This is a genomic window from Actinomyces sp. HPA0247 (genome assembly GCA_000411415.1).
Classification (GTDB): domain Bacteria; phylum Actinomycetota; class Actinomycetes; order Actinomycetales; family Actinomycetaceae; genus Pauljensenia.
The window spans coordinates 336,696-350,206 of record KE150450.1; the positions used below are offsets into that span (position 1 = coordinate 336,696).

Sequence of the window (13,511 nt, forward strand, 5' to 3'; positions counted from 1 at the left end):
AAGCTAACGGTTAGCCGATCCACGCGCCCGAGGGGGCGAAGTGGTACCAGGACCACCCGATCAGTTCCCAACCGGTGGCCATGGAGCCATTACCGCGCAGGTAGAACCAGGTCGGGCCCTCCTGATACCAGCCGGTGGTCATCGCGCCGTTGGCGCCCATGTGGTACCAGGTCCCGCCGAGGAGCTGCCAGCCGGTGACCATGGATCCGGAGGGCGACAGGTAGTACCAGGCGCCGCCGTCCTTGACCCAGCCGGTGCGCATGACGCCGGAGGAGGACAGGTAGAACCAGGTTCCGCCGATCTGGGTCCAGCCGGTGGCCATCTGCCCGGTCGCGGGGTCGAGGTAGTACCAGGAGCCGCGGTCCTGAATCCAGCCGGACTGCTGGGCGCCGCTGGCGCCGTGGTAGTACCAGTGTCCGCCGTCGTAGACCCAGCCCATCTTCAGGTAGCCGCTCGCGTCGAAGCGGTAGGTGAAGCCGTCGATGACCAGGGTTTCGTTGGCGGCGTAGGTGCCGTCAGAGTAGCTGTACCACCAGCCGAAGTAGCCGGACTTCCACTGACCAGTACGAGGCTGGGGCGTGGGATCCGGGGTCGGCGCCGGGGTCGGATCCACGGAAGGCTGCGGCGCCGGGGTCGGATCCACGGAAGGCTGCGGGTCCGGCGTGGGCTGCGGGTCCGGCGTGGGAGCCGGGTTCTCGATCGTCACCCAGTACAGGAAACGCGAGTCACCGCCGCCGACGGCGTGGAGCACGACCTGCGAGGTCTCACCGTCGCCGAGCTCGACTTCCTGCGTCGTCTTGTCGGCCGGGTTGACGAGCATCAGGTGCGCGTTCGCGCTCGGCTTCTTGACGGTCAGGGTGATGTCCTGAGCGGTCTCGGCCAGCGAGCCGTTATCGGTGCGCGGGTCGAGGAGGTAGGACGGGTAGTGCGTCTGGCCGGTCAGGGCGTTGACGACCATGAAGCCCTTGGGGGCCATCGTGGAGTCACCGAAGATCTCGGCGGACTTAGCGCTATCCAGGCCCTTCAGCTGTTCGAAGTAGCCGACGACGACGTCGCCGGGCATTCCGTCGTTGACGGAGCCGACGTTGGTCACCGACATGTCAACCAGGCCGACGGCCTCGTTGGCGGCCTTGGCCTCGTCGCCGGAGGCGAAGTCACCGTACTTGTAGCCGCTCAGCGAGGGGGTGGTGCCGCGAGCCGCGTACTGGCCGGGCTTGTAGGCGACGAACGTGGAGTTCATGGCCTTCGTGTAGTTACCGATGTAGCTGACGTTTCCAAAGATGTTGGAGAACTCGTAGAACGAGCGCGTCGGCGCGCCATCGTGGTCGATGATCGAGGAGCGGTCGTAACCGTTGTACTCCATGCGGAACAGGCCGAACCACTTCTGGCCGGTCGCCAGGCCCAGGGAGGGGACGATCGACTTTTCGGAGGCCGACACGTTCGCGTCCCAGTTGTAATCCAGGTACTGGCCGTACAGGATCGGGGCGGAGCCGTCACCGGTGGTGCCCTTCAGGCCGTATTCGCGCTGCTTCTTCCAGGTGTTGGTGTTCAGCAGGTCCATGACGACCCTGCTCGGAGCCGGGCCACCGTTGGCGCCCCAGTAGTACTTGTCCCAGCTGAGCAGGTCGGGCTTGGCGTTCTCGACGTAGTAGCTCAGGTTCGCGTCGCGGTACCAGGAGGGGTCATCCCAGGAGTTGGCGTGAACGACGGCGCCGGGGATGTTCTGCTTGGACCAGGAGAACCAGTTCTTGAAGCACTCCGATTCGACGCGGTTGAAGCCGCCCTCATCGCCGTACTGGATGTCGACGAGCGTGGAGGCGTAGGGCTTCATGTATTCGTTCATGAAGTCGTGGGGATCACCCGCGTTGCACATGCTGTTCTTGCCGGTGGGGGCCTTTGCGAGGGCCCACGGCGCGCCCTTACCCAGGGACTCCATCATGGGGGTGTTGAACATGGGCAGGTCGTAGAACATGGGGAAGGCGCCACCGGTCAGGTCGCGCTCGTTCGCATCGAAGCCACCACGGCCGTAGCCCTCGGAGGGAACCCACGCGGGCATCATGACGCCGTACTGCAGCGCGAGGGCCTGGGCGCGGTTCACGCCCCACTTGCCCTCTCCGGGGTCAAAGCCGGAGTAGCGCTCGTACATGGAGTTGTCGACCGCCGGGGCCACCGGGGTCTTGCCGGCGGGCAGGCCCCACACCTCGACGTCGTTGAAGGTGACGGCGGTGGCAATATTCTGCGGGGTCTGGGGCTCGGTCTCGTCGTTCATCCAGATGCGGATGTTCTTGGCGAGGTGGTAGGCGTTGAAGTCCCAGTACCACAGGCCGCGCGCGTCGCGTGTGAGCGAGCCGTGGGTGACGATGGTCTTCCACGGCCCGCCGTCGGCCTCCTGGACCGCGATGGCGACGGAGTTACCGCCGTGCCATCCCTGGACGCCGGCGGGCAGGGTCGGGGTGCCCCATCCGTTGACGCGGTGCACGTAGCGGGCCTCGCCCAGGTGCAGCTCAATGCCGGTGACGCTGTCCGACCACTCGTTCGCGCGCACGAGCGGGTCAGAGGTCCACGTTGTTGTCGGGTCGAGGTCGGTGAGGGCCGCGTTGTCAGCCTCGGTTCCGCCGTTCGCGGTGGCGGTCACGGGGACCATGACGTTGCCGCGGAAGTCGGTGTCCACCTTGGTGATGTTGACGACGTAGGTGGCTTCCTTGCCGTCTTTGGACACGGTCGCGGTGATGACGTTCAGGCCGGTGGTCAGGTCAAGGTTGGACACGCGTCCGTCCGCGTCGGGGGTCGCGCCGTTGATGGTGACGGTGGCTCCGTCGACCGTACGGATGCGGGCCGAGACGGTGGTGGCGTGGTAGTAGCCGGTGGCCGTGTAGGTGTGAGTGCTGGGGGCGAAGTCGACGGGCTTGCCGGGGTCGCCGTAGGGCAGCTGGTCGATGACGAAGTCAACGACGAGGTCGGACGCGCCGGATCCCTGCTCGGGGGCCTCGGGGTGGGGCACAACGGGACGGGTCGCGGTGTTGTTGCCGCTGTTGTCGTCACTGCCGTAGGAGGTAATGGCGTTGCCCTCGGCGTCGCAGGGCAGGAGCTTGATGTCGGACAGCGCCATGTCCTTCTTGCCGGGAGCGAGGGAGCGCAGGCCCGTCAGGGTGAAGACGCGCTTCGTGGTTGCCGGGAAGGTGACGTACTGTTCCTTGTTGCCGAATTGCAGGTCACTGCCGTGCGCGACTTCGGTCCCGCCGTCCCAGGTGCCCGCGGCAACCTTGGTCTTCCAGTCGGCGAAGGAGGCTTCTGCGGCAGGGTTTCCGGGGTCCTCATCGAAGGCGAAGACGCGGTATTCACCCGGGAACTGGTCGTTGCCGAGCGTCGAATCGTAGGTGGGGCGCGGGGTCAGGCCGAGGCCGCAGACCTGCGTGCCGGGGGTGGGATTCTGGACGGCGAGGGCGTGAGGATATTCGTCGAGGCCACCCTTCCACTTGGTGGTCCAGAAGGTCTTGGTTGCGTCGGTGCGGGTCGTGTCGTCGTCGACGAGAGCGGCGATGGTGCCGTTGGGGGCACTTTCGCCGACCTTCTCTTCGGAGGTCGCCCACAGGACGGTCGGGTGATACGGGGTTTCGGTGGCGGCGAGCGCCGCGGTCGGTGCGAGGCCAAGCATGGTGGCCGCAAGAATCGGGGCTGAGAGCGCACCGATGATGGGTCTAGTCCCCATGAGTTTAACTCCTTCGTCAGTATGGGGGTGATGGCAGGGATAGGTCGCTAGACGTTTGAAAACGAATAATCCCTAACACGTGTTAGTTTTTTGTGAAAAAACCTCCTTTTAGGTAGAGAAGATCCCCGCGGGTGCGAGGCGCACCCGCGGGGAGAGAAATCAGAACTTCAGACCGCCGTCTTCGATGCCGCGGAAGAAGAACTTCTGGCTGAAGGCAAAGACCAGGACGACGGGGATCATCGCAACGACAGCACCGGCCAGCACCAGCTGGTAGGTGACGCCCTGCGGCGAGTTCTGGATGGCCGTCAGCGTCAGCATCAGCGTCTGCTTGTTCGGGTCCGGCAGCATGAGCAGCGGGAAGATGAAGTCGGACCAGGCCCCGATGAAGGAGGTCAGGCCGACGACGGTCAGGGTGCCGCGCACCTGGGGCAGGAAGATCGACCAGAAGCGGCGCAGTTCGCCCGCGCCGTCGATGAGGGCCGCATCCTCGATCTCGTCGGGGATACCCATGAACGCGGCGCGCATCATGAGGATCTGGAACGGGCCGATCATGGCGACCATCCACACGCCGGGAAGCGTGTTGTACAGGTCCAGCTGCACCATCATCTTGAACAGCGAGAGCATGATCGACTCGAAGGGGAAGATCATGGCGGACAGGACCACGAAGTACATGATGTTGCGCCCGGTCCACCCGCGCCTCGACAGCATGTAGCCGCCGATGCAGGACAGGACGACGTTCGAGGTGACCGTCAGGGTCGCAAGAATCGCGGAGTTCTTGATGGATAGGAGGATGTTCGTGCGTTCGAAGAGGACGTAGAAGGAGTCCAGTGACCAGTGCTGGGGCAGCATGGTCGCACCCTGGCCGAAGACGGATTCGCCGGGCGCTTTGAAGGCCGCCATGAGGGGCAGGACGAGGGGACCCACCAGGATGAGGGCGACGACGACGAGGAGGACGTAGCGGGCAAACAGGGCCCCGCCACGCATCTGACGCGATGCCGTGTTGCGTCCCTGGCGTTCGAGGCGGCGCTCCTTGCGCCACTGCGCGAAACGCTCGCCAAAGGAGGCGGGAGTGGTCGAGGTTGCGGTGCTCATGATTCTTCAGCCTTCCTCTGCAGGCTCTGCGAAGCGATGATGAAGCCGAAGGTGATGAGGAAGAGGCACACCGAGGCGGCGTCGCCCTGTCCCAGCGATCCGAAGGTCGGGTCCACGATTCGGTCTCGGATGTACATCGTGAGGGTCTTCGTGGGCGATGCGGAGCCGCCCAGCAGGTAGACCTCGGTGAAGATCTTCAGGCATCCGATCGTCGTCAGGGTGGCGACGAGGAACATCATGACCTTGACGCCGGGGACCGTGACGGTGAAGAAGCGACGGATGGGTCCGGCGCCGTCGAGTTCGGCAGCCTCGTACAGGGACTTATCCACGTTCGCGAGGGCCGACAAGTACAGGATCATGTAGTAGGGCAGGCCCTGCCACAGGGTGATGATCATGGCGCAGAAGAGGATCAACCACTGATTCGACAGGAATGGAATCGGGTCGAGGCCCCACGACGCCAGCAGGTTATTGATGGGACCGCGCTGGTCGAGAAGGTAGCGCCAGGCCAGGGAGATAACGACCAGCGAGGAGATGGCCGGCAGGTAGTAGAGGGCGCGGAAGAAGCCGATACCGGGCACGTGCGACTTGACGAGGAGGGCCAGCAGCAGCGGCAGGAGCACCATGAGCGGGACGACGCACACCGCATAGATAAGGGAGTTCGTCAGCGACTGCCAGAACTCTGGATCCGACAGTACCGCGGCGAAGTTGTCGATACCAACGAAGCGACCGATGCGCCCCATCGGCTTGGTCTTCGTGAACGACACGTAGACGGTCGTGATGAAGGGGTAGATGTAGAAGGAGATGACCGCGAGGACCGGGAGGGTCACCCACAGCCAGGGAACCCAGCCCGGGCGGAATCGGGCGGCGCCATTGAGGGAGCGCACCTGCGCGCTCTTACGTGTCGGCATACCAAAATCCTTAATGAGGGGTGCGCGGGGTCGTGAGCCGGCGGCCCGACGCTGGGCGAGGAATGCGTCGGGGGCCGAGGCCAGGCCTCGGCCCCCGAGCGGTCAATCAGTCTCCGAGAGCCTTGAGCTTCTCGTTCATCTGATCCTGAGCGGTCTTGAGGGCGGTCTTGGGATCGACCTCACCGCGGATGGCCTTGTTGACGTTCTCAATGAGGGCGTCCTTCACGGCGCCGGTCGCATAGAAGACGTCGGTGTAGGCCTCGGCGTCCTTGGCGGCCTTAGCGGCCTCCTCGTAGGCGGCCTTGAAGACCGGGTCGTCGGCGATCTCCGGCGGGTTGGCGACGAGCTTGTCGAGGGCGTCGGTGGCGGCCGGGAAGATGATGGCGCCGCCGTCGTGCGTCCAGGCGTACTCGTTCTCAGCGTTGGTGATCCACTCGGCGAACTTCATGGCCAGCGGGGCGTTCTGCGTGGTGACGGAGACGCCGATGTACTGGCCTTCGAAGACGGGCTTGATGCCGGGGTTGGTCGGGAACGGGCCGACGCCGGTGTTCTGGTAGACCGTCTCGTTGTTCTTCTTGACGGACTTGAGGAACGAGGCGTTGGGCGTACCGAAGGCGAGGTTGCCGTCGGTGTAGGCCTTGCCCGGGTCAGGCTCGCCGGTCAGGGAGTCCTTCGGGATGGCGCCGGAGGCGTAGAGCTCGGAGAGCTTGGTGACGTAGTTGATCGCGGCCTCGTTGTCCGCGAAGTCGAAGGCGGTCTTGTCGGCGTTGAGCAGGTTGACGCCCATGCCGTGCAGCTGAGCAATCATGTACCACTCGGGCGAGCCATAGATGCCGTAGTCGCCCTGCCCATCCGCGCCGACCTTAGCGGCGTCGTCGAACAGCTCATCCATGGTCTTGGGCGGCATGTTCTCGTCGAGACCAGCGCGCTTGAAGACCTCCTTGTTGTAGGTGGTGATGTAGGGGCCGAAGTACCAGGGCAGAGCCGTGTGGTGGTCGTTCGCGCCGAGGGCGGTGGAGTCCCAAATGGACTTCACGAACTTGTCGCCGATGCCGGGGGCCTTGACGTCGTAGTCCATGAGGAGGTTGGACTTGGACAGGGCAAGGATGGTGGAGGAGGGAACGTTGATAACGTCCGCCATCTTGCAGTTCGAGGCCTGAGCGGTGACGGTCTGGTCGAACTCGGCGCCGCCGCCCTGGTCGGTCCAGTTGATCGTCACGCCGGGGTTGGCGTCCTCGAATTCCTTGATCTTGGCCTTGAAGAAGTCGCCGAAGTCGTTCTGCAGGCCCTGGGTCTGGAAGGTGATCTGGCCTTCGACCTTCGAGGTGTCGATCTTCGAGTTGTCAAGGTTGCCCGCGGGGATGTCGCACGCGACGTCGGGCTCGGGGATGGAACCGGCAGCGGTCGAACCGCCGCTGGAGCTGGTGGAGCCAGAACCGCCGTCGTTGCAGGCGGCCAGGCCGAGGGTACTGAACATGGCGAGGGCGACAACGCCAGCAGCCATCTTCTTCTTCAACATGCGAAACCTCCGTTGGTCCGTTTTTGTTGGTCGATCGATGGGATCGAGTCACTAACTATCTCGTGTTAGTTGATGCCTAAATCATAGCGACCTGTCACGCTTTGCGCATCATTTGCCAATAACTTTGCGCATCGTTATCAAGCCGCAACATAACAGTGCGGAGCTCAATCACCCCCGACCTGGGCAATCACGAATGTCATGTCCGTGTCGCGCATGCGGCCAGCAAACTCGGGGCGAGAGTCAGGCCCACACGAACGGGTACCAATACCGTCCTGGAAGGCATCGAGCCACACGAACAGACGGTCACTGTCAGGCAGATCCTCCCAGTGCGCAGCCTGCGCCAGCTCGCGCTCGTTCCACGGGGACACACTCCAGCCGACGGGCGAGGCGGGGAGGATGAGGAACTCCCCGGCCTCGCCCCGCAGGGACAGCGCCTCGAGGTCGAGTCGCTGACCGCCTTCCTGCGGACGCACGCAGACGTCCCACAGGTCCGAGGCCTCGGCTCGCCCGTACCCACGAGCGCCGGGGACCCGCATGTCGGAGTAGCCAATGAGCGTATCCCCCAGCCACGATGCCTCCCACGAGGACCCGCCCAGCTCGATGCGCACGCCCAGTCGCGGCACCCGGTCGGGCCACACGCCGTCGGGAACGACGCTCACAGACAGCGACAGGGCGGGGATGTCACCGACTCGCACCGGCCGGTATTCCCAGGTGAGGGTCGCGCCAAAGTGCGCGGCGGGAGGCGACCAGCGCTCGCTAACACGCTGGCAGCTCTCGTCCCCCTCGACCGACACGAGGCGGCGGCGCAGCAGGTGCAGGCGCGCGGCCTCCCAACGCATCGCGTGCGAGGTGCCGTGCTCGCCGCATCCGACGCCCAGGGGACCGAGGTCGTCCGCGCTGATTCCCCAGTAGTCGACGGGGCCTCGACCCCGATCGTTGTCCGTGGGGGCACGGAAGACGCTCAGCTCGACGGACACCGGGAGGCCACCAACCCTCACGAGGCGCCCACGCGAGTCGAGCTCGTAGGGACGGTCGGCCGCGCTGAGAGGATGCGCGGGCTCAACCGGCGCCGAGGCGAGGGCGCGCAGGCGCTCGTCGTCGCGACCGCTACCGGCATCTGTGAGGACCGAAGCGAGGGCCGGCGCGTCGGGCGCCATGGCCGCAACCCACGCCCAGGTGCCCGCGTAGGGGCGAGAGAGCGCATCGACGAGGCCGTCGCACACGAAGTTGCCGTCGTGCACTTCCTCGCCGAAGTCGCCGCCGTAGGACAGGGCGCGGCGCCCGTCCGGGAGGGTGCGCCACAGCGCATGATCGCGCCATTCCCACACGAAGCCGCCGGCGTGGCGCGGGTGGCTCATCTGCGCGGCGTATCCGGCGGCGTTTCCGGGGCCGGTTCCCATCGCGTGCAGGTATTCGCACATGAGGTAGGGGGCGCGGCGGATACGTTCGCGGGCCGCGTCGTCAACACGGGCGGCGACGTGGGTGGGAACCGCGACCTCGGCGTGGAGATCGCTATCGTCGAGGACGGCCGCGACCTCCTCGAGGGTGGGGTACATACGCGAGTAAATGTCCGTGTACTCGAGGGCGTGGTCTCCCTCGTAATGGACGATGGCCCTGTTTCCCGTGCGGTCGTGGATCCAACGCGCACAGGCGGCCAGGTTTGCGCCGGTGCCCGACTCGTTACCGAGGCTCCAGCTCATAATCGAGGGGTGGTTCTTGTCGCGCTCGAACGCGCGCGCGGTGCGATCGAGGTAGGCGTCGGCCCAACGCGGATCGTCGGAGGGGTTGTCGATCCACTCCCCCGTTCCCTCGAACCCGTGCGTCTCAATATCTCCTTCGAGCATGACCCACAGTCCGATCTCGTCGGCCAGGTCGAGGACGCGGGGATGCGGCGGGTAGTGGGAGGTACGAATCGCGTTGATTCCCATGGATTTCATGAGGGCGAGGTCCTTGCGTACCCATTCCTCGTCGAACACGCGGCCTTCGTCGGCGCGCACCTCGTGGCGATTGACGCCGTTGAGGGTGAGGGGCTGTCCGTTCGCCGTCAGAACGCCGTTCTCGATGCTCACTCGGCGGAATCCGATGCGCAGGCTGCGCACACCATTGACGAGGCCGTCCTCACCTTCGACGCGCACGCGAGCGTCGTAGAGGGCGGGGTCGGCGGCGCTCCACGGGCGCACGCTTCCGACCTCAATGCGGCCGCTGCGGTAGCGCCCCTCGCCCACTGGCTTGAGGGAGTATGCGAAGGACCAGAGGCTGTCGATCTCCAAGTGGCCGGAGAGATGCGGATCCTGCGCGCCACGCACCCGAGCCTCGATGGTCGCGTAACCAACCCCGGCCTCGTAGTCGGTATCGATCCACAGATCCTCGATCGCCCCGGAGGCGAGGTGGCGCAGGCTCACCGAGCGGAAGATGCCGGGCAGCCACCACTGGTCCTGATCCTCGAGGTAGGAGCCGGGGCTGAACTGGTGGACGCGCACGGTGATCCGATTGGTACCGGCGCACACGGCCTCGGTCACGTCGAATTCGTGGGCCAGACGGGAGCCGCGGATCATGCCAATCCACGTGCCGTTGACCCACACGCTGGCCTGACTCTCGACGCCGTCGAAGCGCAGGGCGATGACACCGCCCTCCCAGTCGGCCGGGAGCTCGAAGGTGCGACGATAGTCGCCCACCGGGTTGTCCTCGGGCGGGAAGGGCGGGTCGACGGGGAATGGGAAGTCGACGTTCGTGTACGCGGGGTGCCCCCAGGCGCCTTCGCCGCGCAGGACCCAGTGACTGGGTACGTCGATCGTGTCCGCGTCGTCGCCGACAGTTGGTTCATCCCAGGGTTCTTCAACGCTGACCCAGGGGGCCGGATCGGTACGGTGATAGACGAAGGACCAGGTACCGTCGAGGCTGACAACGCCGGGATCATCGACCAGATGCGCGCGCGGCGGCAGGAGTGCTCCCGCATCGGGAGCATAGGAAGGTAGTATCGATATCACGTCTGTGTGCCTTTCGGATGTCATCGTCGAAACTCCGATCGTCAGAGATAAGACTAACACGTTATAGTTGTTGCGTTTCAACGAAACGCAACCGAGCATTGGGAGCCTTGCATGGAGCGCGCAACCCGGGCCGACGTCGCCCGCGCGGCAGGCGTCGCACCGTCGACCGTCTCGCTCGTCCTCAACGGACGAGGCCGAGACGTGAAGATCGCGCCCGCCACGATCGAGCGCGTCAAGGCGGCCGCACGCGAGCTCAACTACATCCCCAACGCGGCCGCCCGCTCGCTGCGCCGCGGCAAGTCCCACCTCATCGCCCTCCTCATGGCCGAACTGCCGGACGACCCCTTCGTGCCCGTCGTCCACACAGTGCTCACGACCGCGATGATCGATATTCAGCGCCGCGGCTACCTCCTCCTCCCTCTCTTCCAGTCTGGCGATGGAGCCTCCGACGCCGAGGTCATCCGCGGGGTCCTGGGCGACATCCAGCTGGCCGGCATCATCCGCGAGACCACGTCGGCCGAGGCCTTCACCTCGCGGCTGCTCGCGAACCTCGGTATCCCCGTCGTCGCCATGTCCATGATCGAGGCCGACCCGACCGGATCGGAATCTTCCCTCATCCGCATCGACGAGGGCGCCGGCGTGCAGCAGGTGTTGTCCGACTGCGCGCTCATCGACCCATCGACCGGGATGGGGACGGGGCACGCCGTCTTCCTGGCGGGGCCAAACACGAACCACGCCCGACAGAACCCGGTCGCGAGCGCTTTCTCTACGAACTTCACGCTCTACTCGCTGCCCGACTGGGAGGCGTCGACGGCGTATCAGGCCGCGCTGCGCCTGCTCGACGAGGATCCATCGATCTCACTGATCGCCCTGGCCGACGACTCTCAGGCCCCCGGCGTCTTCCAAGCGGCCGCAGACCTCGACCTGTCGGTCCCCGGCGACCTATCGATCCTCGGTTTCGGCAACCAGGATCGCCACAGCGCCGAGGCGCTCGGCCTGACGACGGTCGAGTGGCCACTCAAGGACATGACCGAGGCCGCCGTCGCCTCGATCATCAACGTCATCGAGGGCCGCTCCCCCATGGCCGACGTCCACCCCCGTGCGTCACTTGAAGACAAGGCCCCCGACGGAACCCCCATCGCGACGATCCCGACGCGCCCGGTGTGGCGCTCGTCCGTCGCCAGGCGCGGCTAAAGAGCGTATCGTGGCATGGCATGCGCGCTGCGCGCAAAGCTGAGCCAATCACCCACAACAATGACAGTAGCGCTATGTACCAACCAAACCTCCTGTACCCAATGGGCACGATGTTTCCAGGGTACGTCGACTCCGCTCTCATTCCCCTCCTCGTACGCCAGCTGAAGAAAAAGGGACTCAACGTCGAGGTGACGATCGACCACAACAATGCGCTGATGTATCTAGTCGTCAACAACGTATTGACTTGCAACCTGGTAGCGATTTTCTACGACCTACTCAACACGCCGCCAATTAATCACAGGGGCATCCTCAACAATTGGGCTGATCGGATCTTCGATCAGATTCGCATGGAGGCCGCAGAACTCTCCATCCCCGACGTGCTGCGTCGGCGCGTACGCACCGAGCTCGTCCCCACTTACACAGTCCAACACCCCGACTTCTCCTATGCACGGCCTTTCCCCGGTGGGCTCTCAATGATCCTGAGTATCGTCCATGCAGCCGGCACAACCAGGTGCACCACCGAGGAACTCCGTTCTCGCCCTCTCAGCGTCGATGAGCTTTTCCACTACGGACAGCTGAACACTGACGCCATCACGATCACCATCACGCAGAAATCCGGCCCGACAACATGCCTGTCCGACCCGTCGCCTTTCATTGCCGCCAAAGCAGCAAACATGCCTGCGGTGGTCAAGCAGCACGCGATCGAAGCGCCACACGGTCTCTTCGCGCTCATCCCACAGCAGCATCTCCTCTTTGTTGCACCCGTAACCCCCGACGACCTCTCAGGTCAGCTGCAAACACTGGTGGATTTTGGCCGATTCGCAATCATCGACGCACAGCGGAACAACCCACGCTATGCCGTGAGCCGCGATATCTTCTACTTCTCACCAGAGGGCGCATGTGAGACCGTGACGTGCTCGAACGACCCCGCCGTTCAGGAGCTGCTGAGCAACCCTCAGATCAGCCCAGCCAACTACCACTTCAGCGCGCAGAAATACCTGTCTTTGCCCCCTGCTTTCGAGCAGCGGTTTTCTCGTGCTGGCCACACCTCACCTGTAGAACAGAACGCCCAATAGCGCGAGGGGGGGGAGGGGCGGATGCCAGTCGGCATCCGCCCCTCCCCATGCTCAGACCTCGCGCCAAGCGCCTCCCGCACGCTCACAAAATGCGGGAGTGACACCCGGCGACGACGCCGTTACTCGCCGAGTCCGCAGGCCCGGTAGATGTTGGTCAGCATCTCCAGGCGCTTCTCGAGAGACGCATCCTTGGGCACGCACACCTTGGCACCGAGGTAGTTGGCACCACCCTCGACGGCAGCCTTGGCACAGCGAGCGATCTCGACCTCGTTCATGAGCGAGGTCGGCTCGTCCGCCTGCGCGGGCAGGTGACCGTCGATCCAGGAGTAGCCGTACTGGGTTTCCTCCGGGCCTGCGCCCGAGAAAATGATGCCGTCCAGGACGCCGCGCTTACCGGCCTCGAGCACATGCTCGTAAGCGGTGTCAGCGCTGCGGCCTTCCACGGCGGAACGACCCCAGTTGAGGTGAATACCGATGCCAGCCTCGGAAACGATGTCGATCTCGGATTCGAGGGACAGGAAGCCCTTTTCGGGGTTCTGCTCGGGCACGTACTTGTCACAGTGCTCGATGACGAGGCGTGCCCCGCACCAGTCCCACGTGGCCAGCTCGGCAAGTGAGCGCTTGAAGGCGTCCTCCTGGGCCAGGCGCGTCGGCGCCGAGTGCAGCTGCACGCGGGCGACCAGCTGCCGTCCCGCACGATCACACAGGGCGGCGAGGTCATCGCGCAGCGCGCGGGTGAAGTCGAGAGCGGCGGCGCGTCCGGCCTCGTCGGGCGAGGCCAGGCCGAAGTTCTCGTTCTTCCACACGTTCTGCATGGTGCCCGGGATCGCCGTGATCGTGTTGAAGTCCCAGTGGGAGGCCAGGTGGCTGGCCAGGACCTCGCCCTGGGTGGCGAGCTGGCCCGGGTAGGGCATCTCGACGCCGCTGACCCACGCCTGGTCCGCGAGGAGACGGTAGTAGTCAGCCTCCAGCTCCGGCGCCGGATGCGACGCGTACGCGCCGATAACGAAAGGAAGTGTCATGGTG

At 65.0% G+C, this 13,511-nt stretch carries 8 protein-coding genes; 2 read left to right on the forward strand and 6 right to left on the reverse strand.

Translation table 11 applies throughout. From position 1 onward, the window contains the following. Nucleotides 1-10: 10 nt before the first annotated feature. From HMPREF1478_RS01345 to HMPREF1478_RS01365, 5 genes are all read right to left on the reverse strand, one after another. Nucleotides 11-3,709 (reverse strand): cadherin-like beta sandwich domain-containing protein, encoded by a 3,699-nt coding sequence (locus HMPREF1478_RS01345; protein ID WP_016460298.1) that lies wholly within the window; start codon nucleotides 3,707-3,709, stop codon nucleotides 11-13. Nucleotides 3,710-3,868: 159 nt separating this feature from the next. Next, a complete protein-coding gene (locus tag HMPREF1478_RS01350; protein WP_016460299.1) occupies nucleotides 3,869-4,801 on the reverse strand; it encodes a carbohydrate ABC transporter permease in 933 nt (310 codons plus the stop codon). Further along, nucleotides 4,798-5,709 (reverse strand): carbohydrate ABC transporter permease, encoded by a 912-nt coding sequence (locus tag HMPREF1478_RS01355; RefSeq protein ID WP_016460300.1) that lies wholly within the window; start codon nucleotides 5,707-5,709, stop codon nucleotides 4,798-4,800. Before HMPREF1478_RS01355 ends, HMPREF1478_RS01350 begins: the two co-directional genes overlap by 4 nt. A 106-nt stretch (nucleotides 5,710-5,815) precedes the next feature. Next, a complete protein-coding gene (locus HMPREF1478_RS01360) occupies nucleotides 5,816-7,228 on the reverse strand; it encodes an extracellular solute-binding protein (RefSeq protein WP_016460301.1) in 1,413 nt (470 codons plus the stop codon). Nucleotides 7,229-7,392: 164 nt separating this feature from the next. Further along, nucleotides 7,393-10,215 carry a glycoside hydrolase family 2 TIM barrel-domain containing protein gene (locus HMPREF1478_RS01365; protein ID WP_034474790.1) on the reverse strand — a complete coding sequence of 941 codons (2,823 nt, stop codon included), beginning with the start codon at nucleotides 10,213-10,215 and terminating at the stop codon, nucleotides 7,393-7,395. 111 nt (nucleotides 10,216-10,326) lie between these two features. Between HMPREF1478_RS01365 and HMPREF1478_RS01370 the strand changes: the two genes are divergently transcribed. Together HMPREF1478_RS01370 and HMPREF1478_RS10065 are read left to right on the forward strand one after the other, a co-directional pair. Continuing rightward, nucleotides 10,327-11,409, forward strand: coding sequence for a LacI family DNA-binding transcriptional regulator (locus tag HMPREF1478_RS01370; RefSeq protein ID WP_016460303.1), 1,083 nt, complete (start codon nucleotides 10,327-10,329; stop codon nucleotides 11,407-11,409). After that, nucleotides 11,379-12,485 (forward strand): hypothetical protein, encoded by a 1,107-nt coding sequence (locus HMPREF1478_RS10065; protein WP_232207400.1) that lies wholly within the window; start codon nucleotides 11,379-11,381, stop codon nucleotides 12,483-12,485. The genes HMPREF1478_RS01370 and HMPREF1478_RS10065 overlap by 31 nt, the downstream gene beginning before the upstream one ends. 119 nt (nucleotides 12,486-12,604) lie before the next feature. Here the strand turns inward: HMPREF1478_RS10065 and HMPREF1478_RS01380 are convergent, their stop codons facing one another. Then, entirely contained in the window at nucleotides 12,605-13,507 is a 903-nt protein-coding gene (locus HMPREF1478_RS01380) for a DUF4862 family protein (RefSeq protein WP_016460305.1), read from the reverse strand. Nucleotides 13,508-13,511 lie beyond the last annotated feature (4 nt).